The 26,177-nt window shown below is 49.2% G+C and carries 28 protein-coding genes; 19 read left to right on the forward strand and 9 right to left on the reverse strand.

Annotation, left to right across the window (positions count from 1 at the left end; all coding sequences use genetic code 11):
- The first annotated feature begins 168 nt into the window (after window positions 1-168).
- Complete coding sequence (pgmB, locus tag KNQ06_RS01575) at window positions 169-840, forward strand: beta-phosphoglucomutase (protein ID WP_215147190.1); 672 nt, start codon at window positions 169-171, stop codon at window positions 838-840.
- Window positions 841-933: 93 nt separating this feature from the next.
- Here pgmB and KNQ06_RS01580 read toward each other — a convergent pair whose 3' ends face one another.
- Window positions 934-2,418, reverse strand: coding sequence for an N-acetylmuramoyl-L-alanine amidase family protein (locus tag KNQ06_RS01580; RefSeq protein ID WP_215147191.1), 1,485 nt, complete (start codon window positions 2,416-2,418; stop codon window positions 934-936).
- A 293-nt stretch (window positions 2,419-2,711) separates the two neighbouring features.
- On the opposite strand from KNQ06_RS01580, the gene KNQ06_RS01585 reads away from it, so the two are divergent.
- The 4 genes from KNQ06_RS01585 to chrA all read left to right on the forward strand — a co-directional run bounded on the left by KNQ06_RS01585 (window position 2,712) and on the right by chrA (window position 6,586).
- On the forward strand, window positions 2,712-3,113 hold the full coding sequence (locus KNQ06_RS01585; RefSeq protein WP_029342544.1) for a Rok-like winged helix domain-containing protein: 402 nt from the start codon (window positions 2,712-2,714) through the stop codon (window positions 3,111-3,113).
- Window positions 3,114-3,172: 59 nt separating this feature from the next.
- Window positions 3,173-4,216, forward strand: coding sequence for a glycosyltransferase family 4 protein (locus KNQ06_RS01590; protein WP_029342543.1), 1,044 nt, complete (start codon window positions 3,173-3,175; stop codon window positions 4,214-4,216).
- Window positions 4,217-4,278: 62 nt separating this feature from the next.
- Window positions 4,279-5,382: a DUF418 domain-containing protein gene (locus KNQ06_RS01595; RefSeq protein ID WP_214858261.1), complete on the forward strand. Its 1,104-nt coding sequence runs from the start codon at window positions 4,279-4,281 to the stop codon at window positions 5,380-5,382.
- A gap of 52 nt (window positions 5,383-5,434) precedes the next feature.
- Window positions 5,435-6,586, forward strand: a complete 1,152-nt coding sequence (gene chrA / locus KNQ06_RS01600; RefSeq protein ID WP_215147193.1) for a chromate efflux transporter — start codon at window positions 5,435-5,437, stop codon at window positions 6,584-6,586.
- Window positions 6,587-6,640: 54 nt separating this feature from the next.
- Here chrA and KNQ06_RS01605 read toward each other — a convergent pair whose 3' ends face one another.
- The 3 genes from KNQ06_RS01605 to KNQ06_RS01615 all read right to left on the reverse strand — a co-directional run bounded on the left by KNQ06_RS01605 (window position 6,641) and on the right by KNQ06_RS01615 (window position 8,774).
- A complete protein-coding gene (locus KNQ06_RS01605) occupies window positions 6,641-7,057 on the reverse strand; it encodes a GNAT family N-acetyltransferase (protein ID WP_064299383.1) in 417 nt (138 codons plus the stop codon).
- Window positions 7,032-8,063, reverse strand: a complete 1,032-nt coding sequence (locus KNQ06_RS01610) for an LCP family protein (protein ID WP_214723948.1) — start codon at window positions 8,061-8,063, stop codon at window positions 7,032-7,034. Before KNQ06_RS01610 ends, KNQ06_RS01605 begins: the two co-directional genes overlap by 26 nt.
- A 69-nt stretch (window positions 8,064-8,132) precedes the next feature.
- Window positions 8,133-8,774 (reverse strand): YigZ family protein, encoded by a 642-nt coding sequence (locus KNQ06_RS01615; RefSeq protein ID WP_064299385.1) that lies wholly within the window; start codon window positions 8,772-8,774, stop codon window positions 8,133-8,135.
- Between the two features lie 99 nt (window positions 8,775-8,873).
- On the opposite strand from KNQ06_RS01615, the gene KNQ06_RS01620 reads away from it, so the two are divergent.
- From KNQ06_RS01620 to KNQ06_RS01685, 14 genes are all read left to right on the forward strand, one after another.
- Window positions 8,874-10,046: a sensor histidine kinase gene (locus tag KNQ06_RS01620; RefSeq protein ID WP_029342538.1), complete on the forward strand. Its 1,173-nt coding sequence runs from the start codon at window positions 8,874-8,876 to the stop codon at window positions 10,044-10,046.
- On the forward strand, window positions 10,043-10,735 hold the full coding sequence (locus tag KNQ06_RS01625; RefSeq protein ID WP_215147195.1) for a response regulator: 693 nt from the start codon (window positions 10,043-10,045) through the stop codon (window positions 10,733-10,735). Before KNQ06_RS01620 ends, KNQ06_RS01625 begins: the two co-directional genes overlap by 4 nt.
- A gap of 134 nt (window positions 10,736-10,869) precedes the next feature.
- Entirely contained in the window at window positions 10,870-11,718 is an 849-nt protein-coding gene (locus KNQ06_RS01630; protein WP_047393177.1) for a DegV family protein, read from the forward strand.
- Between the two features lie 229 nt (window positions 11,719-11,947).
- A complete protein-coding gene (locus KNQ06_RS01635; RefSeq protein WP_215147197.1) occupies window positions 11,948-13,156 on the forward strand; it encodes a helicase-related protein in 1,209 nt (402 codons plus the stop codon).
- A 233-nt stretch (window positions 13,157-13,389) separates the two neighbouring features.
- Window positions 13,390-13,794, forward strand: a complete 405-nt coding sequence (locus tag KNQ06_RS16940) for a ComF family protein (RefSeq protein WP_251133466.1) — start codon at window positions 13,390-13,392, stop codon at window positions 13,792-13,794.
- A 42-nt stretch (window positions 13,795-13,836) separates the two neighbouring features.
- A complete protein-coding gene (locus KNQ06_RS01645) occupies window positions 13,837-14,217 on the forward strand; it encodes a hypothetical protein (protein WP_029342533.1) in 381 nt (126 codons plus the stop codon).
- Window positions 14,218-14,253: 36 nt separating this feature from the next.
- Entirely contained in the window at window positions 14,254-14,502 is a 249-nt protein-coding gene (gene flgM, locus KNQ06_RS01650) for a flagellar biosynthesis anti-sigma factor FlgM (protein WP_047393186.1), read from the forward strand.
- 97 nt (window positions 14,503-14,599) lie between these two features.
- Entirely contained in the window at window positions 14,600-15,007 is a 408-nt protein-coding gene (locus tag KNQ06_RS01655) for a flagellar protein FlgN (RefSeq protein WP_050678734.1), read from the forward strand.
- A 12-nt stretch (window positions 15,008-15,019) separates the two neighbouring features.
- Entirely contained in the window at window positions 15,020-16,546 is a 1,527-nt protein-coding gene (gene flgK, locus KNQ06_RS01660) for a flagellar hook-associated protein FlgK (protein ID WP_029342531.1), read from the forward strand.
- 7 nt (window positions 16,547-16,553) lie between these two features.
- Window positions 16,554-17,492 (forward strand): flagellar hook-associated protein FlgL, encoded by a 939-nt coding sequence (flgL, locus tag KNQ06_RS01665; protein ID WP_215147201.1) that lies wholly within the window; start codon window positions 16,554-16,556, stop codon window positions 17,490-17,492.
- Between the two features lie 13 nt (window positions 17,493-17,505).
- The gene (locus KNQ06_RS01670; RefSeq protein ID WP_215147203.1) at window positions 17,506-18,084 is read left to right on the forward strand and encodes a DUF6470 family protein; all 579 of its coding nucleotides are present in this window, start codon (window positions 17,506-17,508) and stop codon (window positions 18,082-18,084) included.
- A gap of 4 nt (window positions 18,085-18,088) precedes the next feature.
- Entirely contained in the window at window positions 18,089-18,529 is a 441-nt protein-coding gene (gene fliW / locus KNQ06_RS01675) for a flagellar assembly protein FliW (protein WP_058705009.1), read from the forward strand.
- Window positions 18,529-18,753 carry a carbon storage regulator CsrA gene (gene csrA / locus KNQ06_RS01680; RefSeq protein WP_029342527.1) on the forward strand — a complete coding sequence of 75 codons (225 nt, stop codon included), beginning with the start codon at window positions 18,529-18,531 and terminating at the stop codon, window positions 18,751-18,753. The genes fliW and csrA overlap by 1 nt, the downstream gene beginning before the upstream one ends.
- 194 nt (window positions 18,754-18,947) lie before the next feature.
- Window positions 18,948-19,772, forward strand: a complete 825-nt coding sequence (locus tag KNQ06_RS01685) for a squalene/phytoene synthase family protein (protein ID WP_029342526.1) — start codon at window positions 18,948-18,950, stop codon at window positions 19,770-19,772.
- A gap of 50 nt (window positions 19,773-19,822) precedes the next feature.
- On the opposite strand, the gene KNQ06_RS01690 is transcribed toward KNQ06_RS01685, so the two are convergent.
- The 5 genes from KNQ06_RS01690 to KNQ06_RS01710 form a co-directional block, all read right to left on the reverse strand.
- Window positions 19,823-19,990, reverse strand: coding sequence for a hypothetical protein (locus KNQ06_RS01690; protein ID WP_215147205.1), 168 nt, complete (start codon window positions 19,988-19,990; stop codon window positions 19,823-19,825).
- Window positions 19,991-20,005: 15 nt separating this feature from the next.
- The gene (locus tag KNQ06_RS01695) at window positions 20,006-20,902 is read right to left on the reverse strand and encodes an alpha/beta hydrolase (RefSeq protein ID WP_064299392.1); all 897 of its coding nucleotides are present in this window, start codon (window positions 20,900-20,902) and stop codon (window positions 20,006-20,008) included.
- Between the two features lie 23 nt (window positions 20,903-20,925).
- Window positions 20,926-21,807, reverse strand: a complete 882-nt coding sequence (locus tag KNQ06_RS01700) for a YitT family protein (RefSeq protein ID WP_035410093.1) — start codon at window positions 21,805-21,807, stop codon at window positions 20,926-20,928.
- 86 nt (window positions 21,808-21,893) lie between these two features.
- Window positions 21,894-24,719 carry a sensor domain-containing protein gene (locus KNQ06_RS01705; protein WP_215147207.1) on the reverse strand — a complete coding sequence of 942 codons (2,826 nt, stop codon included), beginning with the start codon at window positions 24,717-24,719 and terminating at the stop codon, window positions 21,894-21,896.
- 199 nt (window positions 24,720-24,918) lie between these two features.
- A complete protein-coding gene (locus tag KNQ06_RS01710; protein WP_215147209.1) occupies window positions 24,919-26,073 on the reverse strand; it encodes a hypothetical protein in 1,155 nt (384 codons plus the stop codon).
- Between the last annotated feature and the right edge of the window lie 104 nt (window positions 26,074-26,177).

Consider the following 26,177-nt stretch of genomic DNA (forward strand, 5'->3'; position numbering starts at 1 on the left):
AAAATAACTGTGTTTCGTGCTTAAAAATAGAAAATCAGAAATATTTGATAACGCTTGCAAAGATTCGGAAGAACCAGTAAAATTATTCATAAGGCAAGTGCAATCGTTTGCGCAAAGTCATTCGATTTCTTGCCTTTCATGGACGATGGAAGAAAGGATGGATGTCGGATGGCACCAACGATCGAAGCGGTCATTTTTGATTTAGACGGCGTAATTACCGATACAGCAGAGTATCATTACTTAGCGTGGAAACAACTTGGAGAGGATTTGGATATCCCGTTCGACCGGGAATTCAATGAGACATTAAAAGGTGTCAGCCGGATGGATTCACTCGAGCGTATCCTTGCGCTCGGTGGGAAACAGAACGCTTTTTCGGAGGAAGAGAAGCTAGCACTTGCTGCGAAGAAAAACGAACACTACGTCACATTGATCCAACATATTTCTGAACAGGATCTTCTTCCTGGAATCATTGCATTCCTCGATGAAATCCGAAACGCTGGGCTGAAGATCGGAATGGCGTCCGCCTCTAAAAATGCGCTGATGGTCGTCGAGGCACTAAAGGTCCGACACTATTTCGATGACATCGTAGACGCTGCGACCGTTGCACAATCGAAACCACACCCTGAAGTGTTTCTCCGTGCTGCAGAAGCACTCGACGTCGAACCGAGCCGTTGCATCGGTGTAGAAGATGCGACAGCTGGCATCACTGCCATCCACGCTGCCGGCATGTATGCCGTCGGAGTTGGACCGGAGTCGGCGCTCCATGAGGCAGACTATCGTGTCGATTCGACAGATTTGCTATCCCTTGAGCAAATCCTCGCTAGTCGCTCCCTTGTCTGAACCATTCCCTGATGGTGAATGACATTCCTTGAAAGTTATGTGTATGCAAAAAGGATCGCTTCCCTGAGCGATCCTTTTTGATATGGTGTTGATTTAAAGTGAGGCAAGAATGCCGTCTGCGATTGCTTGCGCGTAACGTGACTGATACGATGCGTTCGTCAGTTTCGCCCGATCCGCGCTGTTCGATAGGAAACCGAGTTCCGCTAGAATCGACGGTGCTTTCGTACCACGAATGACGGCGTAGTTCGCATAGTGGACGCTTCGGTCGCGCATGCCCGCGTAGGAGACGAGGCGTTGTTGGACGTTACGAGCGAGGTTGATCGAAGAGGCGCCTTTATAGTAGAAGGTCTCTGCTCCGTATGCTTGCGTACTCGTTGAAGCATTGATATGGACACTGACGAAAGCGGTCGTCGCATGACTGTTCGCAAGGGCACTTCGCTCTCCAAGTGACGGGTAGTAGTCGTTCGTATAGCGTGACATCGTCACATCGACTTTTCCGGCAAGACGCTCGGCAACTTGTTTCGTGACAGCAAGGACGATGTCGCGTTCAGCAACGCCGTAACGAACTGCACCTGCGTCGTGTCCGCCGTGACCCGGATCAAGGACGAGAAGTGGACGATTCGATGGTGCTGGTTGGAACAACGTCAGATACGTCGCATCGACATAACCGCTTTGACCACTTGCCGTACGGACGGCGACGAAGCCTTTCGTTTGATGACGCGAATTCGTGACGACGACAGGAGTACCGCGTCCAAGACGAGCGATTTGACCACTGAGCGTCGACGCGCTCGCACGAAGCGCGACGCTATTGCCTGACGGGATCAACACATACATCTTTGAACCACTATAATCGACGTTTCCAGTCGTCGAGGCAGGAACGGAAGTCCCTTTTTTCAGGTACGTTCCCATGACATACCCCGTTTTCCCTTGGTACTGGACCGTGTGCCAATTCGATTTAACGGCGAGGGAATTGACGGCAGTTCCACTTGGAATCGTCGTCAGGACGTTTCCGGATGTCGAAGGAGACGAACGGAAATTCAAGCGATCCGTCGTCGTATAGACCGTCGTTTTGGCTGGTGTAGTCACTTTCTTTAAATACGAACCAGAAACATAACCGGTCTTATTTGCATAGGTCACTTTGTACCAATTCCCGCTTTTGAAACTTGATTGTACACTGGCTCCCTTAGGAATCGTCAGTAATCGAGTGGAAGATGTCGTTGCCGCACTACGTAAGGATAGCGCATCCGTCGTCTTATAAGACGTCTTCGAAAAAGAAGTGCCACTCTCGATTTTTTTCAGATAAGATCCGGTCACATATCCCGTCTTTCCTTTATATGACAACTTATACCAAGAGCCTTTTCGATAGCTCGACGTGACTTTCGTCGTCTTCGGGATCGTCAGCAATTTTTTAGAAGACGTCGAGTTCGAACTACGTAGATTCAAAGCATCCGTCGTCTGATACGAAGTTTTCGTAAAGGTTGTACCAGAAGCAGCCGATACAGTAGAAGTAGAGGCGAAGCAACCGGATACCAACGAAAGTACTAGCGCGGTCCGAAGTGTTTTAGGTAATTTGCCCATTAAATTTCCAGTCTCCTTTTCGGTAAAATAAGAAAGATATATATTGAATTAGTAGAACTTAAGTATTATTAAAATAGTTAAATGTCGAAATTATATGTTCCGTTTTCATTCCTTTCTGTTAATATGAGGTGTAGCCAATTTATCGGTAAGGATATGAAAATATTACAGGATAATTAAATAATTAAAGAAATTATATATTATCAAGACAAATTATAGTTTAAAATATTTCAAAATACATACAATTGAAACATGATTGAAACATTAATGTATAAAAAAGGAAAGAGGGGCAAGGAATGGGCAACAGTGAACATATCTACCGCGAACTAATGGAAATTGAAGAGGAATACCGTCGCTTACAGCGGCGTGCCGAGTATTTGATCTCGGAATTAAGCCGTGGAACGGGAGAACATTCGCAAGAAGTCGCCGTCACGCATGAGCGTCCGTTAAAACAACGTCGTGTCAACCAACGGTACCCGCTAGAAGTCTACGTGCACCAAATCAGCGATTTGATGCGCGAGCGTGAATCGATGACAGCACGTGACATCCAAATGGAGCTTGAATTGCGTTACCGTCACCAAATTAGTAACATCTACCAATTGATGGCGAAAGTCGAACAGGCAAACCCTGCCATCAAAAAAGTCGGGCGCGGTATCTATACATATGATCCAGCTGCTGAAGTACCGATCTTCATGTAAGAGCCGCTCGTCGGCTCTTTTTTTTTATGATATAATTCGCGCAGGAGCGTGATGTTACTATGTTATGGACTGCGTCCATCGTCTGTTTTATCGCCGCCTTACTGATCACACCCGTCGTGAAACGCTTTGCGATTGCAGTCGGTGCCGTTGACAGTCCGGACGCGCGAAAAGTACACGTCCGAATCATGCCGCGACTTGGCGGATTAGCGATCTATATCGCCTTCATGATCGGTTATTTCATCTTACAACCTTCGAGTCCGTATGCGACGCACATTTTAGTCGGTGGATTCGTTATTATTTTGACCGGTGCACTGGATGATCGATTCCAACTCAATGCCCGTTTGAAGCTGATGGGGCAAATCGTTGCTGCCGTCATCGTCCTAAACGGTGGGATCCGGATCGAGTTCATCAATCTACCGTTCGACCAGCAGTTATATCTCGGATGGTGGAGTGTTCCGCTGACGTTCCTTTGGGTCATCGGGATCACAAATGCCGTCAACTTGATTGATGGATTAGACGGATTAGCAGCTGGTGTCTCGAGTATCGTCTTGTTGACGTTGATCAGTCTTGCCGTCATTCAAGGAAACGTCTACGTGACGATCGTCGCGATTCTCTTATTGATGAGTACGTTCGGTTTTCTGTTTCATAACTTCTACCCAGCGAAGATTTTCATGGGTGATACCGGTGCCTTGTTCCTCGGCTATATGCTCGGTGTGTTATCACTCCTTGGATTCAAGAACGTGACGTTGTTCTCGCTTGCCGTTCCGGTCATTTTGCTTGGGATCCCGATTTCCGACACGTTGTTTGCGATCGTTCGACGGGTATTGCAAGGAAAACCACCATTTGCGCCGGATAAGGCCCATCTGCATCACCGATTGCTTGATCTCGGCTTTACGATGCGCCAAGCCGTGCTCGTCATCTATGGACTCTGTGCCATCTTCGGGATGACAGCGATTCTGTTCTCGCAGACGAATTCGATCGGTGCCCTCGTCTCACTCGTCATGTTATTGCTCGTTCTTGACATTCTCGTCGAGTCGCTCGGTTTGCTTGGCGAACGTTATCGGCCATTGTTGAATTTGTTGGAACGTTTTACATCGAAATAACGTATATCAAAAAAGACCGCTCATCCGTGTGAGCGGTCTTTTTTCAGAAAGGGAGTGTTGGAATGAATCAATCATTGAATCAACGCATCGTCTATTTGGATGTGTTGCGTGGTTTTGCATTATGCGGGATTTTATTCGTCAACATGCCGAGTTTTCTCGGTGATCGACCGAATGCGATGATGGGGGAGATGGATCAATCGATTCGTCTCATTTTCGATCTCTTCATCCAGACGAAATTCTATACCCTGTTTAGTGTTCTTTTTGGAGCCGGTTTTTATCTGTTCATCAATCGGTTGCGACAACGTGGTCTACCGATGACGATCTTCGCAAGGCGTCTCGGAATTCTGCTCATCATTGGTCTTTTGCACCTGCTCGTCTGGCAGGGAGATATTTTACATACGTATGCGTTGACGGGCTTCATTTTGTTATTGTTCGCCAAAACAAAGCCGGTCACGAAACTCTTGTTTGCGATAGCATTTCAAATCTATGCCATTCTGCTCTATCTACTTATTTTCTTTGGGGCTCGTCAATTTGGCGACGCTCCCGTCGTCGAGCTGGATAAGACACTTCAGTCGTTCGTCGCATCGCGCGATCTTCTCGGATTTTTATCGCATCACGCGACAGTTCAATTACCGGAAGCCCTCATGAATTCCGGTGTCATTTGGCCAGAAATTCTATCCCTGTTCTTGATCGGAGCTTATTTGATGGAACGCTTCAGCGCAGCGCCCCCGACGAATCGTTTCCTGTGGTGGACGCTCGGGATTAGTTTACTACTGACACTTCCATCGTTCGCTGGAATCATACAGGCACATGCTGACGTACCAGACGGATCAATCAATTTATTTTACGTCTGGCTCTCAGGACGCACGCTTGCAATCACCTATGCTTGTGCCGTCGCGCTACTCGTTCGTGCTGGGCGCATGCAATGGTTTGCTGGACTGGGACGGATGGCATTGACGAATTATTTGATGCATACAGTCGTCTTTACCGTGTTCGTTTTCTTCAGTGGACAACATGGAACGACACCGTTATGGCAAGGACTGTTACTCGTTTTCCTGCTTTTGATCGCACAAGGTGTTGCTTCAAACAGATATCTCCAGTCTCATCCACAAGGTCCCATGGAGAAATTGTGGCGAAAAGGGACTTATGGAAAGAAAAACCGTTGAAGTTCACAGGAACTTAACATCTTTTGTGTAGAATGAAGGATGGAGGTGAAACATGCATCGTTTAATTGAAATCTTTCTTGTATCATTTAAGCTCGGATTGACGTCATTCGGCGGTCCGGTCGCCCATCTCGGATATTTTTATGAGGAATATGTCAAACGGAAAAAATGGATTGATGAGAAAGCCTATGCTGACTTAGTTGCACTCTGTCAATTCCTACCGGGTCCCGCTTCGAGTCAGGTCGGAATGGGAATCGGTCTGGTTCGTGGAGGCGTAGCAGGGGCGATCATTTCCTTCGTCGGCTTTACGTTGCCGTCGAGTATCGCTTTGATTCTATTCGCGATTCTTGCGACACAATTCGATGTCGCGGAAGCCGGATTCATTCATGGCTTGAAACTCGTCGCTGTCGCAATCGTTGCTGACGCCGTCCTTGGCATGGGAATGAAACTTGCGACAGGCGTCAAACGGATGACGTTGATGCTCCTAGCGCTAGCAGGCGTACTCTTGATCGCACATCCATTGGCGCAAGTCGGTGTCTTGTTGCTCGCAGGTCTTCTTGCGTTCTTCTGGTTCAAAGAAGAGACGGAGACGGGTGGATCCTTGTCGATTCGCGTACCACGCCTACTTAGCATCACGGCACTCGTCTTATTCTTCGTCTTACTTGCCGTCACACCGTTTCTCGCGCAATCTGCGACGGGAACCGTCCAACTGACGAGTGTCATGTACAGTGCTGGTGCCCTTGTCTTTGGTGGCGGACATGTCGTCTTGCCATTCCTTGAGCAGACACTCGTACCTGGGCTGATGAACACGGATACGTTCCTTGCTGGTTACGCTGCTGCACAGGCGGTACCGGGTCCACTCTTTACGTTCGCGACGTATCTCGGTACGATCGTCTCTGGTGTATCCGGCGGTCTTCTTGCGACGCTCGCGATCTTCCTACCAGGTTTTCTACTCGTCATCGGTGTTTTACCGTATTGGGATCGTATTCGGAAGAATCAAGCTGTCGGACGCATGTTGATTGGCGTCAATGCTGCCGTCGTCGGTATCTTGCTTGCCGCTCTTTATGATCCAATCTTTACGTCAAGCATCAAGAGTGGTCTTGATTTCTTGATTGCCTTCGGTTTGTTCTGTTTACTTCGTTTTTATAAACAGTCGCCGTTACGAATCGTGTTAATTGGAGCCGCTCTCGGATTTCTTTTCTTCTAAACAACAAAGAAGCAGTAGACCCGGTGTCTACTGCTTCTTTGTTGTTCCTAAAAGTCAGGTGCGCATCAAAAAGACAAGTTCGATCCCGCTACGCCACTCGCGCCGGACTTCCGTGAAGCCGAAACGAGTGTAGAGCGAAAGCGCTGGCAGATTACGTGCACCGGTCATGACGTGTCTTGTCTGATGTCGCTCCAGCACGTGATGCAGCAAAGATTGTGCGATTCCTTGACGGAAGTATGGCGGATCCACGACGAGTCGAGTGATCGTCCCGTCATTAATCGTAACAGCACCAATAATGTCGTCATCAATGACGTAAACGAAACCGATTGGCGCTTCAACGTCGATCTCATCGATCGTTTCGCGTAAGGGCGGGAAATCAGTCGCATTGAGTAATGCGGCTTCTATCTGATAAGCGCGACGTTGTACTTCCAGTAGTGACCCATGATCAGTTGCTTGGAGTGAACGAATCATCTGCAGCCTCCGACGTGATGCTGTCTGTCGTCTCATCAATTGGCAAATTGAGTTGTTCCTTCAATGTCGTCTTCGCGTCAGCCAATGAAGTTTGATCAAGCTGGTAGTAATAGACCCCGTTAATTTTCGTGTCCGTTCCTTTAAGATCGATCCGGTTGATGGAACCGATTTTTTTGATGAACGGTTGCAGTTGGAACGCTTCCGTCAACGACATGTTCGTCCGGAAATTGTCTCCCGTCGCGTCCATCAGGGTATTTAGTTTGGTGATTGAACCGAACGATGTCGACTGATCAACGATGGCTTCGACGATCTGTTGTTGACGTTTTGTCCGACCAATATCTCCTTCAGGATCTTGATAACGCATTCGGGCATAGGCGAGTGCTTCCTCGCCGTTCAACGTCTGTTGACCCGGTTCCAATTTAACGCCATTGCGCTTATCGGATGAGTCGAGTGTATCAATCGGTAACTTGACATCGACATCGATGCCGCCTAATGCGTCGACGATCGCGACGACACCATTGAAGTTGATCGATGCATAATAATCGATTGGAATATCGAGCAAGGTCTCGACCGTTTCAATCGTTGAATCGATGCCACCGAAGGCATAAGAGTGATTGATTTTATCCTCGTAACCGACAGAAGGGATCTCGACGAGTGAATCACGGGGAATGCTGACCATATCAACGGTTTGATCGTCCTTGTTGAATGTCGCGACAATCATTGTATCAGCACGAGATGAGGTGTCGCCAGGTCGTTCATCCGTCCCGACGAGCAGAACGGAAAAGTGATCTTTCGTCAAATCAATGGCTGCTTCTCGTTTCTCGGACTTGTCACCGCGCGCTAAATCGACATTTGCATCGTTTGCGGTCTGAAACGTCTTATACGCGACGTAAGCGAAGGTCGCACCTCCACCGACGAGCACGACCAGAAAACTGATCACGAACACCTTGAACCACGAACGTTTTTTCTTTATCTTTTTTTTATTACTGCGGGTTCGCTCTTCCACCTTTATTAACTCCTAACTTTAACTGAATTTTTAAAAAACTTTAAAATTCTTTACAATCAGTATAGCAGGTCAGGAAATAATGTCACGTTCGAGGTAACGAGTAGAGCCGCTTGACAAATTGGCTTGACCGTTCGTCATGTTTGTCATCCAGTCGAGAAAATCGGGGACATCGGCTGTCTTGACGAGGACGTCGATCTGGACTTGATCGAGGTAATGGATCTGATCAATCGGATGAACACTCGCTCGTAATTCGTTCTCAAGCTTTCCGAGCCATGTGTAGTCGACATTGACAGAAACAACGGTATGCTCGATTCGTTCGACGACACCGACTGCGTTCAATGCTTCAGAGACACTCGAACCATATGCGCGAATCAATCCACCACCACCGAGCTTGATGCCGCCGAAATACCGTGTCACGACGACGACCGTATCGCGTAAGTCACGCTTCTTCAAGACTTCGAGCATCGGAACACCAGCTGTTCCGCTTGGTTCACCGTCATCATTCGCTTTTTGAATCTCATTACGCTCACCAATGACGTAGGCGGAACAGTTATGGTTCGCATCGTGATGTTTTTTTTTCAGCTTGGAAATGAACGCCTGGGCTTGTTCTTCCGTCGTTGCGCGAGCTAAATAAGTGATAAATCGTGACTTTTGGATAATGATTTCGTGGAAACCGTTTTCTTTTACTGTATAATAATTAGATAATGTCATAATCAAAAATGTCCTCCTCGTTAACTAGTTCTTTCTAGCATAACGACGTTCCAAGAGAGAGACAACCGTAGACGACTGGCAAGGAATGGAGGGAGTACCATGACGAATGAGATGAGGGAGCGGCTATCCTTGAATGATATCGTACAGAACATCATCGGCGTCGTAGAAGAGAGTCGGGAAGAAATCGTCCGGATCACGGAAAGTTCTCGCGAACAATATGCCGAAATCCAGCAAGAACTGCGCGACCTGAAGATTCGGGTGCACGACTATATAAAAGAAGCAGAACGACTCGAACGCCATATCAAGGATGCGAAGGCGCGACTCGTCGTCGTCAGTAAGAACTTCGACAGCTACTCGGAACAGGATGTCCGGTCGGCCTATGAGACAGCGAACGCGTTGCAACTCGAATCGTTCATCAATCAACGAGATGAGATGAATTGCCGAAAGCGCCGCGATGAGCTCGAACGCCGATTGATTCAGCTCGATGAGACGATTGAACGGGCAGATCAATTGATTGGACGTGTCTCGGTCGTCCTCAACTTCTTGACGGACGATATGCAGATGATGAATGAAAAATATGAAAAGGCGATGCAAAAACAGGAGATGGGTTTAAAAGTCTTCCAGTCCGCCGAAAATGAACGCCGCCGCTTGTCGCGCGACATGCACGATGGTCCGGCGCAGACGCTTGCCCACGTCTTGATCCGGGCCGATTTGATTGAAAAGATTCACCAGCATAATGGGGCAGAGGCAGCTTTTGAAGAGATTCACCGTTTACGGACGTTGATTCGGGATGGGCTTGCCGATATCCGCCGTATCATATACGATTTACGTCCGATGACGCTTGACGATCTCGGATTCGTTCCAACGCTCGAACGTTATCTTCGCCATATTCAAGAAATTTCGAATATTCCGGTTCACTTCAATTATCTAGGAGGCGGTGAACGGATCGATTCGACGTATGAAGTTGCTGTCTTCCGAATCGTCCAAGAAGCCGTCCAAAATGCAGTAAAGCATTCCAAAGCGAGTGACATTCGTATTATCATAGAACAATATCAACATTCCGTACGAATCCACGTGAAGGATAATGGCGTTGGATTTGATTTCGATTCCATCGTCGCATCATGCGACGAGTCATTCGGACTCGTTGGTATGCGTGAACGGATCGAATTGATCGATGGTGAATTCGATATCGAGACGCAGCCCGGAAAAGGTACGGTCATCAAGGTCAAGATTCCAATCGAGGAATCCGAAGCGAGAGGGGAAACACTGTGAACAACGAGCAAGTGAAAGTAGTCATCGTCGACGATCATCAGTTATTCCGCGAAGGCGTTAAACGAATTCTTGATTTCGAAGAAGAGTTCGTCGTCGTAGCGGAAGGGGAAAGCGGAGCAGAAGTCATCTCGCTCGTCGAAACCCATCAACCGGATATCGTCTTAATGGATATCAACATGCCGCAAGTCAACGGTGTTGAAGCAACAAAACGTCTGATGGAAGTCTATCCGGACGTACGTGTCATCATCTTATCGATCCATGATGATGAGACGTATGTCATGCACGCCCTGGGTGCCGGTGCAGTCGGTTACCTCTTAAAGGAAATGGCGACGGATGAACTCGTCAATGCGATTCGTTCCGTGTACCGTGAAGGCGGATACGTCCACCCGAAAGTCACACCGAACTTATTGCAGGAATATCGTCGTTTGATGAAGATGAAACAAACGATGGCGTCACAACCTGTTGAAAAACGAGTCGCGGAAGCACCACTTCACGTCTTGACGCGTCGCGAATGTGAAGTCTTGCAATTGTTAGCGGACGGTTTCTCGAACCGTACGATCAGTGATACGTTATACATCAGTGAAAAGACGGTCAAGAACCACGTTTCATCGATCCTCCGGAAGATGAATGTGCCGGACCGGACCGGTGCTGTCGTCGAATCAATCCGTCGTGGATGGGTCGTCGTTTAATATCTCGAAAGACAGGAGCTCCCGCTTCCGTCTTTCTTTTTTTATCCAATAAAAAATGCTACACTTAAAAGCGATTGTGGCGTGTCACATTTGGCAGCGTCACGACGGAACTATAAAAGCGAGGAAATTCACGGATGAGCCAGATTGTGATCTTAACGGATAGCACAGCCTATCTGCCAACTACCTATTGTGAAGAACATCAAGTGCACGTCGCACCACTTAGTGTCATCTTCGACGGTGACGCCTACCGGGAAGGGTTTGATATCTCGGTAGCGGAATTTTATGAACGCATCCAGACGGGCAGTCTCCCGACGACCTCACAACCAAACATCGGTGATCTCGTGTCGTCGTTCGAGCAGTTGCCAGAAGGAACGGATATCATTGGTATTACACTATCAAGTGGGATCAGCGGAACGTACCAAGCGTTACATACGATCAACATGATGGTGGATCATGTCAACGTCCATCCAGTCGATTCACGTATTTCCTGTATGCCGCAAGCGTTTCTCGTCCAAGAAGCCGTTCGTTTGCGAGATGCAGGAGCGACGGCAGAGACGATCGTCCAGCGTCTTGAGACATTAAAGGAACAGATTCGAGCTTATTTCGTCGTCGACGATCTCGAACACCTCCAGCGTGGAGGACGTTTGAGTGTCGCGCAAGCATTTGTCGGCTCGTTCCTGAAAATCAAGCCGGTCCTTCATTTCGTTGATGGAAAAATCGTTCCGTTTGAAAAGATTCGAACGTTTAAGCGGGCAGTCAATCGGATTGAGGAAATGATGAAGGAAGATATTCGCGGTGACGGTACCGGTTATGTCATCGGTGTCATCCATGCCGAGGATTCTGCGAAAGCAGAAGCAGAGATTGCTGAACTGAAGGCACTTTTCCCGCAGGCACGCATCGAGATGAGTGTCTTTGGACCCGTCATCGGTACACACCTCGGACCGGGGGCAATCGGTGTCACATGGTATCACGCAGCAGAATAAGATAGGAGCGGAAGCAGTAGGAATTCTCTTCATGAGGATACCTGCTGCTTTTGTTTTGTCAAAATCCTCAAAAATCATGGATGACTATATGGAAACGCCTGTTGAAACCGTAACGTATGACGTTACCTCGAATTCTGCGAGTCAAAAGCTCAAGTTGAGTAGTGGAACGCTCACAAGGAGATGACGGACGTCCGCGAGAAAGAGACGAAACAGAAAAGGAGAGATGACGATGGATCTTCGAGGACGACTCGTACCTGTTGAATGGATAGACGCACCACAAGTGACATACCGATTCAGACCAGCCGTGACATGGCGTTGCCAGCGGTGTAGTGCGCTTCCAGTGCGAGGGGATTGTACATGCGGTAAAGCCTGTTATTATTGTCGGAAATGTCTCGCTTACGGCAAACTGAGAAGCTGTGGACGACTCGTGACGGATCAGCGGGCACTTGATCCGGTGACACCAGCACAACATGGACCATTGACGTTGACGCCGGCGCAACTACGCGTTGCTAAATCGATTCAACGAACGGTTCTAACTAACAAACGGCTTCTCGTCCATGCCGTGTGTGGTGCCGGGAAGACACCGATGCTTTTCCCGGGAATCGCAGACGCTCTCGCTAGCGGACGCCGTGTGCTTGTCGCAGCACCACGGGCAGACGTCGTCCGGGAATTGACGGGACATTTGAAGCGGGCATTCGCTGACGCTTCCATCGTCTCCTTGTATGGTGGTTCATCGGACCGTCTTGAACTGGGTGACATCACCGTCAGTACGACACATCAATTGATTCATTACCGGAATTGTTTCGACGTCGTCTTTTTGGATGAGGTCGATGCGTTTCCGTACCGGCTCGACCGGACGTTACATCGATACGTCAAGCGCGCAATGACGAAAGATGCCGCGCTGATTTTATTAAGTGCAACGCCTTCGTTTTGGCATCGACGGTTTCCCACGGTTCGGCTGATGCGACGCTATCATGGCTATCCGTTACCGGTCCCAAAGCTCGTCGTACCGTATAGCGAACAGATCGTGTTCGATTGGTTGGCGCGTCATAGCACTGTACCCCGGCTCGTCTTCGTCTCACGGATCGCGGAGCTCGAGCGATGGCAAAACCGATTCGCGACAGCGGGCTTTGACGTCGAGACCGTCCATGCTGCAGACTCGGAACGAGTCGAGAAGGTCCAGCGTTTTCGACAGTCGACAGGAATCTTACTGACGACAACGATTCTTGAGCGGGGTGTGACGATCGAAAACGTTCAAGTCGCGATTCTGGATGCGGATCAAGGTTTCAGTACGGCAGCCCTGATTCAAATCAGCGGACGAGTCGGACGATCGGCGGCATACCCGGATGGTGACATTTTATTTTGCGCCAATGACCGGAGTGATGCGATGTACGAAGCGATCCATCACATCAAGAAAGCGAACGCTGTACGACCATGAATCGATGTCTATTCTGTCAAGAGGTCTATTTACCTAGTTGGGAACTCGGAAATCTCTGGACTAGGCAAGCGACCTGTCCGACCTGTAAAATAAAGTTTGTAAAAAGAGGGGAATGCGTCGATTGTGGAAAGCCGGGTCCAGTGTGCTGTGCAGACTGCGCAGAATGGCGAAGACGAGGACTGACGCTTCAAACAGCACCTCTTTATTTATACAATGATGCAGCGAAGGATTTCATGCATCGCTTCAAGTTTCTCGGTGATACTGCGTTGCTTGAGATGTTTACGGATGACTTGAAGAAGGTAAAAATCAAACAAGCAGTTCTTGTGCCGATACCGCTAAGCATCGAGCGTCTCTCGGACCGCCGTTTCAATCAAGCGGAGCTGATTGCACGTCGGATGCGCGGAAAGATTATTCCGTGTTTAAGTCGTCTCGATGGTCCAGAACAAAGTAAGGCAGGGCGACAAGCGCGACTTGCGCGTGGCAATCCGTTTTGCGTAACGAGTGACGTCAAAGGGAAGAACATCGTACTTGTCGATGATGTCTATACGACAGGTGCGACGCTTCGCCAAGCGATGTTTCGACTCAAGGAAGCGGGAGCGAAAGAAATTTCTGCTGTAACTTTATTTCGAAGTGTTTAAGAAAGCAACATTCCTGCCGATACTCTATGTGAGGTGAAGGAAATGGATGTCATCAATTGTAAATCTTGCGGGAAGTTAGTCGTGCGTCAATCTTCAGAACTGTGTATTGATTGCATACGAAAGGATCATACGGATTTTGAGAAGGTACGCGAATTTCTGCGAGAACGACGAAAAATCCGGACTTCACCTAAAGATGTCGAGATCGGAACGGGTGTTAGTCGAGATACCGTCTTCCGTTACATCAAGGAAGGGCGCTTATTGATCTCCGAGATTTCCCAGATGGAAATCATGTGTGAGAGTTGCGGGAAGCCCTCCCGTGAAGGCACGATTTGTGCCGCATGTCGTGATCGTTTACGACGTGACCTCGCCCAGGCGATGCTTGACTCTTCTGACTCTTCGAAACCAAGGACGTATCGGACTTGAACTAAGAATCTTGTAGTCTAGAAAGCAGGTGTTCACATGCGAATTGATTCTACGAAATGGGTGAACATGCCCAAAACGTACGAAAGAACTCAATCAGTAGAAGGAACAAAAAACCAACGTACGAATCGTCCGGACGAAGTCAGTATCTCTACAGAAGCGCGTGCGCGTTTCAACGAGACACAGTCGTCACGGACTGAAAAGATTGAATCCCTCAAACAGGCGATCCAGGATGGAACCTATAAACCGGATGCGAAAAAAATCGCGGAACGTTTCTTGAACCTGTAAATTGGACATCGTAGACAATGGAGGCGACTCGGGGCACGGATGCGCGGGTCGTTTTTTATATGAAATGGAACCTTTTCAATTCGGAAGGAGAAACCGAATGCAACTCATCAATCAGCTCAACGAGGCGCATGCTCATTTACTTGCGCTCGCAGAAGAAAAGAAGCAAGTCTTGATTGCAAATGACATGCGTCGTTTGTCTGAAATCGTTAAAGAAGAACCCGTACATATCAAACGGATCGAAGGACTAGAACAAGAGCGGCTCGCACTGATGGGAAGCGTGACGATGACGGAATGGATCGCGACGCATCCGGAAGATGTCGACTCACTCCGAACGTTGTTGCAGACGATCGGTCAATTGCGACAGCTCAACACACTAAACGCGGAGTTGCTGGAGCAATCCCTGTATTATTTGGATTGGCATCTCCAACTCTTGATTCCAGAAGCGGACGACTTCACATACGGACAGTCCGCACTGAACCAGACACACTTCAATCGAAACGCGTAAGGAGGAATACGGATGGGATCGACTTTCATGGGGCTTGAGACAGGACGTCGGGCATTAACGACGAACCAGTGGGCTCTGCAATCGACTGGAAATAACATTGCGAACGCTGGAACGGAAGGATTCTCTCGTCAGCGTCTCGTCATGGGAACGACGGAACAACTTTCGATTTCACTTGGATCTGGACGAAATGGACAAGTCGGAACCGGGGTCCGCGGAGAAATGCTCGAGCGAATTCGCGATGTCATGCTTGATAAGCAGTACCGGGATGAAGTGACGAAAGTCTCGTATTACGGTACGAAACAAGCGGCATTCGGGCGGATGGAAGATATCATCAACGAACCGTCTGACACCGGTCTTGCAAAAGCATTCGATGGATTCTGGGAATCACTCCAGACCTTGTCGACGAATCCGCAAGATTCAGGTGCACGCAGTGTCGTCCGACAAAAGGCGGAGACTCTCACGCAGACCTTCAATTACATGGCAAAAGCGATCAATCAAGTCAAAACAGACTTAAAAAGTGAAATTGAGGTCTCGACGAAAAAAGTCAACGACCTCTTACAAAAAATCCATAACATCAATACGGAAATCCACGTTGTCGAGCCGCTTGGTGCTTTACCAAACGCACTCTACGATGAGCGAGATCGTTACTTCGATGAGCTTGCTCAATATGTCGATTTCGAAAAAGTGACAGTAGATGCTCAGGCGATCGAAACAGGACAAATGGGGAATGCGTTGCGTAATGCGGAAGGGCGCATTGACGTCAACATCAAGTTTCCGAACGGGGACAAGCTGCTTGCTGTCGACTCCGATTTACCGAAAGCGGGCACACTGACGTTCACGACGAACGAACAGGGACTGTACACCGGCTTTAAGTCTGAGACACAAACCTATACGTTTGATCAGCTTGGTGGCTTCTCAACAGGACGTTTATCAGGACTAATCGAGATGTACGGGCAAGAGCGAGACGGAAAAGCCGTCGGGGAATACGTCAAGATGGAAAGTCAACTCAATGAGATGGCAAAGACATTCGCGAATGCTTTTAACGCTGCGCATGCGACGAACTTGAAGAAAGATGGTACAGCGGGATCAAACGCCTTCTTCGCATCAACAAGCGGTGACATCACGGCAGCAACGATCTCCGTCGGTTCGGACATCAAGGCGAGTCTTGATAACATCGCGACGTCGACGGACGGCAACATCGGGGATAGTCAAGGGGCATTGAAACTGGCGAAGATGAAGACAGCGAGCATCGAATTCACGGAGTCGAAAACGACGACGACGATCGGCTCGTTCTATCAAAACGTCATCGGCGATATGGCGGTCTCGACCGATCAGGTCGGACGCCTTGGTAAGAGTGCTGCTGTCTTGATGGAAAGTGCGGATCAGCGCCGCATGTCGATGTCTGCCGTCTCGATCGATGAAGAGATGACGATGATGATTCAGTATCAACACGCTTATAATGCAGCAGCACGAAATATTACGACCGTCGATGAGATGCTTGATAAAATCATCAACGGTATGGGACTCGTAGGACGGTGATGAATAGATGAGAGTAACACAAACGATGTTGACGAAAACGAATATCGGGCACTTATCCTCAAGCTATCAGCGCTTGAGCACGCTTCAGGAACAATTGATCAGTGGGAAGAAGATTCAACGTCCGTCTGAGGATCCAGTCATTGCGATGCAAGGCGTGCGTTACCGGACGGAAGTACGAGAAGTCGAACAGTTCAAGAAAAATGCCAGCGAAGCAACGGGCTGGATGGACTTGACGGATTCTGCCCTTAACGAAGTCACATCAGCGATGAGTCGGATTCGTGAGTTGACGACACAAGCGGCGACGGATACGTACGATGCAACACAACGTAAAGCGATCCAGAGTGAGGTCGGTCAATTGATTGAACACATTGGGACGCTCGCGAATACGAAATACAATGAAAAAGGCATCTTCAACGGAACGAAGACGGATACGGCATTCGTCTCGATGGACGGATTGCGTGATTACTTAGCGAGTACAACTGGTCCTGTTGACGGTGTCTTCACGGATGGTGATCCGACAGGTAAGGAGACGGAATCCATCAAATATGAAGTTTCTTCTGGTATCGAAGTCCAAGTTAACATTTCACCACTCAGCGTCTTCGGACCGGAAACGTTCCAAACGTTGAAAAAAGTCTATGATGCACTCGGAACGAACGCTGATAACAACGGGGCTACCTTATCCGGGATGTTGAAAGATATCGATGAGATGGTCAACGGAACGGTCGAGACACGTGCTGATCTCGGGGCACGGGTCAACCGGATGGATTTGAACACATCACGGCTCGAGGATCAGGAAATCATCGCGAAGACGGTCATGTCGGATAACGAAGACATTGAGGCGGAAAAAGTCATCATGGAGCTGAAGTCATACGAGACGTTACACCGCGCAGCACTCAGCGCTGGGGCACGAATCATTCAGCCGACATTACTCGATTTCCTACGATAAGGGGTGAAGGCAGATGAATCTTCCGCATCTTGAAATGCGTCAGACGGCAGCACGAATCGGGATGAACATCACGCGTCCGCAAATCGAGCAGAAGCAGACACCTGCCTCCCTGTCGATTGAACAACCCCGTGGGGAACTATCGATTGAAACGGTCGCAGCGCGTCTTGAGATCGATTCGACACAAGCTTGGATCGAGATGGGGCGCGTTCCTGCGCTTGAGTCTGTTCGACAGTATGCTACTTATGGACGACAAAAGGGACAGGAAGCTGTCGCAAAGGGAGCTTCCGAAGGCGATCAACTGATGCGGATCGAGCAGGGCGGGGGAACTGTCGCGCGGATTGCGAAAGCCAATGATACACCGCCTGCTGAAGTGACGGCCCTCGGATTCATTCCGCGGAGCCTCGATCGAGTCAAGACGACCTATACACCGGCTGAGGTACGATTAAGTTATACCGCGAATCGTCCGAAGATCGATGTCGAAACGCATCGACCGGAACTGACTGTGAAAGAAGGACAGGTCGACATTTATCTACAAGAACAAAATCAACTGAATATGTGGCCGGTTGGCGGCATATTCGATGGGGAAGGATAATGACATGCAGATCGAAACGGATTTTTTTGGAACCATCACGATTGACGAGACGGAAATCATCACCTTCGCGTCCGAATTACCAGGTTTTCCGGAAGCAAAACGCTTCATCTTGCTCCCGTTCGGAGAAGGCGTCCCGTTCTGGTCGTTTCAATCGATTGATCAGCCGGAGTGTGCCTTCGTCGTGACAAACCCGTTCTGGATTGATCCGGAATATGTCTTCGAGTTACCAGAGGCAGCAAAAGAACAACTCGGAATCGAGGATACGGCACAAGTCGCCGTTTATACGACGGTCACATTACGGGATCCGTTCACGACGTCGACGACGAACTTACGAGCACCTTTCGTCATGGAGACGAAACAACGGCTCGCGAAACAAATCATCCTAGACGATACATACGCGAATCGTCATCTGATCGGTAGTCTGACGGAAGTAGGTGGTCGCTGATGCTCGTACTGAAACGAAAGACGGGAGAAGCGATTCAAATCGGTGACGACATCGAACTGACGATTCTTGCAATCGAAGGCGATCAAATCAAGATTGGTATCAAGGCGCCACGGCAAGTTGATATCCACCGGAAGGAAGTCTACTTGTCGATCCAAGAAGAGAACACGGAAGCGTCCCGTAGTACTGGATTGATTGGACAACTCTTGAAACAACAGGAAAAATGATTCCATTTGAATGTCATCGGAACGTATCTTTTTAATGAACGATGCGCTTCAAACGAGGATGAAAAGACTCCCTTTGCCCGAATGTGCTGCAAAGGGAGTCTTTCTTATCATGAAACAAATGCTGAAACGCGTTGAATCGTGTATAGTAATGAAGAGAAAAGAAACCTTTTGAGCCAAAGAGGGAGTTGTCAGGAATGAATGAGACGAAGCAGCTGAAAAAAGACGCGAACCGTGTATTAAAAGCGACGAGTCGCACCTTCTATATCCCGATTAGTCGACTATCGCAAGACTTACAGGAAGCGGTCGGTGCTGCTTATCTATGCATGCGTGCCATCGATGAGATTGAAGACCATGAGGACTTGGCGACGGACGTCAAGACGATGTTACTTCGCGAGACGGCGTTATTGATGCGAGGCACGTTCTCCGCTACAACCTATCTCGAGTTGATTGCGCCCTACACGGCGCATCTACCGGAAGTAACACTCCGTCTACCGGAGTGGATCGCCTATTGTCCGGCCGCGATTCGTCCGAAGGTCCTCGATTCGACGGCGGAGATGGCAGAAGGGATGGCGGTCTGGGCAGAGCGTGACTGGACGGTCGAGACGGAAGCGGATCTTGACGAGTATACGTATTATGTCGCCGGACTCGTCGGTGTCATGTTATCCGACATTTGGTACTGGAAGGCTGGTATCGTCACTGATAAACAGCAAGCGATCGGATTTGGTCGTGGTTTACAAGCCGTCAACATCCTGCGTAACCAACAGGAGGATGCGGAGCGTGGTGTCGGTTACTTCCCACCTGGTTGGACGACGGATACGATGTTTGCTTATGCGCGTGAGAATCTCGCAGAAGCCGATGCCTACCTTGCGTCCATTCCGAAGGAGACGACGATTTATGAATTCTGTCACATTCCACTTGCACTCGCACATGGAACGCTGGATGCCCTTGCAAAAGGGAAAGAAAAACTCAGTCGTCCGGAAGTCTTGAAGATCGTCGGCGCTGCCGTACTAAAACGATAAGCACAAACAACAGCCGCTCGTTTCCGTCAAGGAAGCGGGCGGCTGTTCGTTTAACGTAATAAGTAAAGGGCCAGTCCGATCAGGGCGGAACCCGTCCAAATCAAGGCGATCGTTCGTCCGTACGGTAAACGATAGCCGGCACGTCGGGTGACGAGCAGTCCGATCGTCATGACTGTCAGTGCGACGAAAAAGGTCAGGAACAACGATAACTGTTGCATGTCAATCTCCTTTCATCAATGCAGATCTGACAAGTACGTCATGACTTTCTCTTCATACGCTTTTCGGTCGTGCGCATACGACTGGACGTGCCCACCGTTTTCCGTCACGTAGAGCTCGGAGCGCGGCGCCGCCTTTTGAATCTTCATGCTTTCCGTGACTGGAATCGCATCGTCGTCCTTCCCGTGGATCAACAGGATCGGATACTCAATCCGTCGAACCGCTTCAATCGGTTTCACCCGTTCTGGATTGAGACCCGTCAGAGGTGGCGTGATCTCCAGAATGATCGGGGTGAACGGGAAGTTCGGTAACCCGCTCCAGACAGGCAGGTTCGTTGCGAGATAGTTCTCGAGATCGCTAAACGGGCTGTCGGCGATGACACCGACGACGTCCGCCTTTGGAGCGGTCACGAGTGATGTTGCAGCACCCATCGAGATACCGTAGAGGACGACTGGTTTTGAAGACCGTGACTTCGCGTAGCGAACGGCCGTCAGCAAATCATCTTGTTCCTTTGCACCGACTGTGACACGTTTTCCGTCCGATTCACCGGACCCGCGGAAATCAAATGTCAGGACGTTATAGCCCGCGTCGTGGAACTTCTTGAATAACGGGAAGATTGGAACATCTTCTTGCTCCCGGTTCTTACCATAACCATGGGCGAAGACGACCGTCAGTTTTGCGTCCTCACTTGGCATCCACCAGCCGGACAAACGTGTCCGGTCTTTATAGGAGCGGAAGGTGACGTCTTCATAGTCGAGTCCTTCCGCTTTTTTCGGTGTCGTCGTCAAGGCTTCCCGTTCCGGTTGCGTCAACGATGAGCCGACATAAGCGGAAATCCCGATGACGACGATGACAGCAAGCGTCACGATGACAATCACGCCACCGATGATTTTCTTACGATGTTTTTTCCACACCCGTGTTCCTTCCTTTCGTTCGGTTAATGGATATCTTTTTTCTTGAAGCGACCGCCATGGACATCATGGATGTTGCCGATCGCAATGAAGGCTTGCTCATCGAAGTCACGGACGATATCTTTGAGTTTTGATTCCTCGAGGCGACTGATGACGCAAAAGATGACTTTTTTGCCGTCGCCGGTAAAGGCACCTTCTCCGTTTAAATACGTCATGCTGCGTCCAAGTCGATCCATGATTGCAAGACCGATCTCTTCATAATTCTCCGAAATAATCCAGACACTCTTCGACTGATCGAGTCCATCGATGACGACATCAATCGTCTTGAAGGCAACGAAATAGGTGATCAACGAGTACATCGCCCGGTCCCAACCGAAGACAAATCCAGCGGCGCCAAGGATGAAGACGTTGAAGAACATCACGATCTCACCGACTGAGAACGGCGTCGAGCGACTGAAGGAGACGGCAAGAATCTCGGTTCCGTCGAGTGATCCACTCGAGCGAATGACTATGCCAACGCCGATTCCAAGAATCAAGCCACCGAAGACGGTCGCGAGCAAATCCACGCTCGTCAGCGGACCGATGTGTTCGAGGAGTTTCGTTGCGATCGCCATGACGAAGATTGCGTATAACGTCGACAGAGCGAACGTTTTTCCGATTTGTTTGTAGCCAAAAAAGATGAATGGAATGTTCAAGAAGAACAGCCATAAGGCGAGCGTCGTATCGGTCACTTTTGAGCCGATGATCGAGATCCCGACGATTCCACCATCGATGATGTTATTTGGAACAAGGAATCCTTTCAGTCCAAGCGCGAAGATGATGGCACCGATCGTCAGCATCAACAATCGTCGAAAAAGCTGACCTTTCGTAGAGCGGCGATGATGTTTCGTAGGTAGTGGTGACTGCATGCCATTCCTCCCTTCAGAAGTAAAACGCTTTACGATTACTATAACAAAAAAGCACGAAGACGTGTGTGAACGTCTTCGTGGAGAGATCAAGGGCGATAACGTAACGACTGGAAGAACCGCATGATCTGTTCCGCTTCTGTCGGATTCGTGTATTCGCCGATATATTGTTCATCTTCCTGTCCGGTGATTGTCACCGTACACGTGACGAGTTGTAATCCTTCACTTAAGCGAACCTCAAACGTCGCATCTGACAACGGTAACGGTGTCTTCGTTGAAAAGTAGAGCGCCCGCGTACTCGTCTGATGGGCTTCGATGTCCGAAAAAGGAAGTTCGAACGGTCGTTCATGATGCGTTAACATGCGAACCTTTCCTGAGACAGAGAAGCGAGGAACCGTATCACTCGATAAGGAACAGGCTTCGATCGGATACAAGATCTCGCGCAAGAGGAACGATTCCATGACGTCCGCGGGCACTGGGCGACTAAACAAGTAGCCTTGGATACTCGGACAATTGAGCGTCCGGAACGTATCGAGCTGACGAAGCGTCTCGATGCCTTCTGCGACGACCGTTAGATTGAACTCACCTGCCATGTAAAGAATACTTTTGACGATCGCTTGAGCTTTGGCATCATCCGTGATGTGGGTCGCAAATTGTCGGTCAATCTTGATGACGTTGATTGGATACCGTTGCAGATAGACCATCGAGGAATAGCCTTTCCCGAAGTCGTCGAGTGCGATCCGAACGCCGATCCGACTGACGTATTCAAGCGTCCGGCTTGTCATCGGGTCATCCATGATCAAGGCCGCTTCCGTGATTTCGAGTTCAAGTAATTCAGGTGCGAGCTGATAAGTCGACAGCATCCGCTCGATATGATGTTCGAAGCCGGGAATCAAGAATCGTTTTGGTGAAACGTTGACGGAAATTGGGACGAGCTCTGCGCCTGTCGTTTTCCAGTGCTGCATCGAACGACACGCTGTCTCGACGACCCAGTCGCCGATTGCGACATGTAAGGCACTTTCCTCTGCTAGCGGAATGAAGTCGTTCGGTGGAATCCGTCCCCATTCCGGGTGTTGCCAGCGAATCAATGCCTCGAGACCGACAATCTTTCCTGTCCAGCTATCGACCTTTGGCTGATATTCGAGGAACAGTTGATTGCGCTCAATCGCATAATGCAAGTCCTGCTCGAGCCGATAGCGTCGGTAATAATCGATATCAAGATTCGACGCGTAGTGGTGCATCGTGCTGTGGTTTTCACGACGCGATCGACGTAAAGCGGTATAGGAATGCTTCAATAATTCGACGGCGTCCGTACTGTCCTCCGGATACCGGCTGACCCCGACCGAGATCCGCGCGAACAAGGCGTATGGTTCGATTGAGATTGGTGTTTCTGATAAACCGAGTAGTGCTTCAGCACATGTCGTCACGTCCTGTTTATAGCTCGTCGGTACGAGTATGGCGTACTCATCGCCACCAAGATGCCCGAGAAACGTCTCGTCTGGTTTCGTTTGTTGTAATAAGGCAGCCGTTCCTTGTAGCCACTGATCACCAGAGCCGTGTCCGAAGGCATTGTTGATCTCAGCGATTCGGTTGAAGGAGACGGTGAGGACGAAGAACGATTGGCTCTTCGTTTGCCACGAACCGATCGTCTCGATGAGCGCTTGCCGGTTCGGCAGATGTGTCACGGCGTCACGCAAAGCAAGCTGCCGTAATTGTTCCTCGTAGGCTTTTTGAAGCGTGATGTCATGCATGATGCTATTCGTGTAAGCAATCGTGCCGTCCAGTTGGAAGACCGGGATCTGTTGGTCCTCGATCCATTTGACGCGACCATCCGGGAAGTGAAGGCGGTACTGGATCGTGCCCGCCTGCCCGTCGACCAACCGTCTAATGAACTGTTTCATCGCCGCGTGATCACGAACGTCCAACCGTTCAAACAACCACTCACGACTAAGAATTAAATCCTGCGGCAATTCTTCAAAGATGTGCAGGAACCCTTGTGAGTGAAACAGGATTCGTCCCGAGAACAAGTCGATTTGTGAGATCGCGGCATTAACGGCTTCGTAGATTTCACGTGCCTGTGCCCGTTCCGTGACGAGTTGACGTCGCGCCTCGTCGACTTCCGATAAATCATAGAGGACGACCGATAGATGATCTGGATGATGCGGACGATGGAAGGCTTTCAAGCGCAACAGCTGATAGGTATCGTCAGCGGTCAGCAGGGAGACTTCCATTTCAAAACGTTCCTTTTCACCCGCAATCAAACGTTCCATCTCGAACCGGAGCGGATCGAAGTCACGTGGATGAATCCGACTAAATAACTGTTCTTGGTCAAGCGTCGTCGCGTCGACTTCTGAAAGACCTAAAAAATGCAGTAAGGCAGGGGAGAATTCAATCGTTTGCTTTTGAACATCGAAGTGAAAGACGACGAGTTCTGGAATCTGTTCCGTCAGTTCAAGTTGAGAACGAATCGACGAGACATCTTCTTCGAGTTGTTTCTCACGTGTGATATCGCGCGCGACTCCGTAGACACCGATGACTTGACCATCTTGTTCGACCGGCATGTTAGTAATCTTCAATGTGACCCGGTGTTGGTCAGCATGAAGTCCTTGTGCCGTATAATGAACGGTCTCACCGTTTAAGGCGCGCGTGAAAAAGGCAGTCACCGCTTCAATCTGATCAGGCGGATTGAAGACGGCAAAATGCTCATAGAGCGTCTCAGCGGAATAACCGAGCATGTCTGGTAACTGTTCGTTGAAATAGATGATCGTTCCAGAGGCATCGAATAAAAAGATTGCATCTGTCTGTTGCTGAAAGAAGGCTTCCGCCGTTTCCGGACGGGACACTTCCAGTCCACCGATATAGAGTGGGGCTGTGTCGGATTGACGAATCCGATTCATCGCTTCATGAAAAGCCATCCACGTCACCTCCTTACAATACTAGCGTTCTCTTTACTAGTATCGGGTGTAGGAAATGGAAATTGCAACCTTCGTTCAAGGAATAGACTTATTTTTCAAAAAAGTGAACCAGTATCTAAAAATCATGATTAAAAGACATCTGTCCTAAATCGAACACAAAAAAAGCCGAAACTCTTATGAAAGAGCTTCGGTCTCATCCTTAAATCGCTAAATCGACGGATGTATCACTGGCATTTGGATCGGTATCCGTTCCTTGGTCTGGTGCTCCCGGCATGTCACCGTCCGGACCAGGTCCGTGTCCGCGACCATGACCACCATCGCGTGCTGGACCTTTCTTGAGATCAGCGTAGCTTGAAGCTTCATCCGCGCGGGACTGGATGTGTTCCTTGATTTGTTTTGCTTGTTTGTCTGTCAGCTTGCCATCTTTGACTTGTTGATCAATCGCAGCAGTTTGTGCTGTCAGGACGGCTTTCTCGAAATCGGCATAAGCGATCTTGTTCGCTTCTGCGAATTCAGGCAGGGATTGCTCTGCAGCTTTAAATTTCGCTTCATCGAGTCCAAGTGCTTTTAAAATTGCGGATGTTGAGTCACCGAAGACGCCACCCGGTCCATGGTCGCCACGCTTACCGTGTTCGCCGCGATCCGGAAGATCGTCGTAGCTCTTTGCATCCTTATATTCCTCTGTCAGTCGAGACTTGATTTCCGTTGCTTGTTTTTTCGTCATCTTCCCGTCTTTGACGAGTTGATTGAGTTCACTTGTCTGCGCCGCAAGCAATGCTTTTTTATAGTCGGCGAACTTGATCGACTGTGCCTTCGCATAAGCAGCAAGCGATTGATTCGCTGCGTCGAACTTCGACTGGCTCAGTCCGAGTGCCTTCAAGACGTCAGCGATCAATGATTCATTGAAGAAACCTGGTCCACCGTGGCGACCCATCGGCATCTTGTCTTTGAGTTCATCATAACTCTTGACGCCACTGAACCGTTCCGTTTGACGCTTCAACATGTCGTCTGCTTGTGATTGTGTTAAGTCGCCTGATTTGACGAGACTTGCCAGTTGTTCCTTCGCTGCTGCGAGTTCTGCTTTTTTGTAATCAGCGAACGAGATTCCTTTTGCTTTTGCGAGATCGGCGATTGATTGCCCTTTCTCCCGGGCAGCATCTGCCTCAGCTTGTGTCAGGTTCAATTTTTTCAAGAGTAGCGTCATATCATGTTTTTTCATACCTTCGAAGTGGTGCCCGTGTTTCGCTTGTTTTGTCGTGCTCGAGTCGTCGTTCGTCGCAGCGTATGCTGATGCGCCTCCGACTGTTAATGCGCTAATTGTCAATGCAGTGATCCATTGTTTTTTGAATGTCATGGGATGATCACTCCTTTCACCTTTTATGGTAGAGGGTCACGAAAGAGAAGTTGTGAGGAAGTTGCAAAGAAACTGCGAAGAAAGGCAAATGAAGGCAAAAAGGC

Origin of the sequence: Exiguobacterium sp. s91 (assembly GCF_018618915.1) — a bacterium.
Lineage (GTDB): Bacteria > Bacillota > Bacilli > Exiguobacteriales > Exiguobacteriaceae > Exiguobacterium_A > Exiguobacterium_A abrahamii.

What these genes read in the sequence shown, in the direction of transcription:
- pgmB (WP_215147190.1), top strand. Translation starts at nt 169, where the DNA reads ATGGCACCAACGATCGAAGCGGTCATTTTTGATTTAGACGGCGTAATT.
- KNQ06_RS01580 (WP_215147191.1), bottom strand. Translation starts at nt 2,418, where the DNA reads ATGGGCAAATTACCTAAAACACTTCGGACCGCGCTAGTACTTTCGTTG.
- KNQ06_RS01585 (WP_029342544.1), top strand. Translation starts at nt 2,712, where the DNA reads ATGGGCAACAGTGAACATATCTACCGCGAACTAATGGAAATTGAAGAG.
- KNQ06_RS01590 (WP_029342543.1), top strand. Translation starts at nt 3,173, where the DNA reads ATGTTATGGACTGCGTCCATCGTCTGTTTTATCGCCGCCTTACTGATC.
- KNQ06_RS01595 (WP_214858261.1), top strand. Translation starts at nt 4,279, where the DNA reads ATGAATCAATCATTGAATCAACGCATCGTCTATTTGGATGTGTTGCGT.
- chrA (WP_215147193.1), top strand. Translation starts at nt 5,435, where the DNA reads ATGCATCGTTTAATTGAAATCTTTCTTGTATCATTTAAGCTCGGATTG.
- KNQ06_RS01605 (WP_064299383.1), bottom strand. Translation starts at nt 7,057, where the DNA reads ATGATTCGTTCACTCCAAGCAACTGATCATGGGTCACTACTGGAAGTA.
- KNQ06_RS01615 (WP_064299385.1), bottom strand. Translation starts at nt 8,774, where the DNA reads ATGACATTATCTAATTATTATACAGTAAAAGAAAACGGTTTCCACGAA.
- KNQ06_RS01620 (WP_029342538.1), top strand. Translation starts at nt 8,874, where the DNA reads ATGACGAATGAGATGAGGGAGCGGCTATCCTTGAATGATATCGTACAG.
- KNQ06_RS01630 (WP_047393177.1), top strand. Translation starts at nt 10,870, where the DNA reads ATGAGCCAGATTGTGATCTTAACGGATAGCACAGCCTATCTGCCAACT.
- KNQ06_RS01635 (WP_215147197.1), top strand. Translation starts at nt 11,948, where the DNA reads ATGGATCTTCGAGGACGACTCGTACCTGTTGAATGGATAGACGCACCA.
- KNQ06_RS16940 (WP_251133466.1), top strand. Translation starts at nt 13,390, where the DNA reads ATGCATCGCTTCAAGTTTCTCGGTGATACTGCGTTGCTTGAGATGTTT.
- KNQ06_RS01645 (WP_029342533.1), top strand. Translation starts at nt 13,837, where the DNA reads ATGGATGTCATCAATTGTAAATCTTGCGGGAAGTTAGTCGTGCGTCAA.
- flgM (WP_047393186.1), top strand. Translation starts at nt 14,254, where the DNA reads ATGCGAATTGATTCTACGAAATGGGTGAACATGCCCAAAACGTACGAA.
- KNQ06_RS01655 (WP_050678734.1), top strand. Translation starts at nt 14,600, where the DNA reads ATGCAACTCATCAATCAGCTCAACGAGGCGCATGCTCATTTACTTGCG.
- flgK (WP_029342531.1), top strand. Translation starts at nt 15,020, where the DNA reads ATGGGATCGACTTTCATGGGGCTTGAGACAGGACGTCGGGCATTAACG.
- flgL (WP_215147201.1), top strand. Translation starts at nt 16,554, where the DNA reads ATGAGAGTAACACAAACGATGTTGACGAAAACGAATATCGGGCACTTA.
- KNQ06_RS01670 (WP_215147203.1), top strand. Translation starts at nt 17,506, where the DNA reads ATGAATCTTCCGCATCTTGAAATGCGTCAGACGGCAGCACGAATCGGG.
- fliW (WP_058705009.1), top strand. Translation starts at nt 18,089, where the DNA reads ATGCAGATCGAAACGGATTTTTTTGGAACCATCACGATTGACGAGACG.
- csrA (WP_029342527.1), top strand. Translation starts at nt 18,529, where the DNA reads ATGCTCGTACTGAAACGAAAGACGGGAGAAGCGATTCAAATCGGTGAC.
- KNQ06_RS01685 (WP_029342526.1), top strand. Translation starts at nt 18,948, where the DNA reads ATGAATGAGACGAAGCAGCTGAAAAAAGACGCGAACCGTGTATTAAAA.
- KNQ06_RS01690 (WP_215147205.1), bottom strand. Translation starts at nt 19,990, where the DNA reads ATGCAACAGTTATCGTTGTTCCTGACCTTTTTCGTCGCACTGACAGTC.
- KNQ06_RS01700 (WP_035410093.1), bottom strand. Translation starts at nt 21,807, where the DNA reads ATGCAGTCACCACTACCTACGAAACATCATCGCCGCTCTACGAAAGGT.
- KNQ06_RS01705 (WP_215147207.1), bottom strand. Translation starts at nt 24,719, where the DNA reads ATGGCTTTTCATGAAGCGATGAATCGGATTCGTCAATCCGACACAGCC.
- KNQ06_RS01710 (WP_215147209.1), bottom strand. Translation starts at nt 26,073, where the DNA reads ATGACATTCAAAAAACAATGGATCACTGCATTGACAATTAGCGCATTA.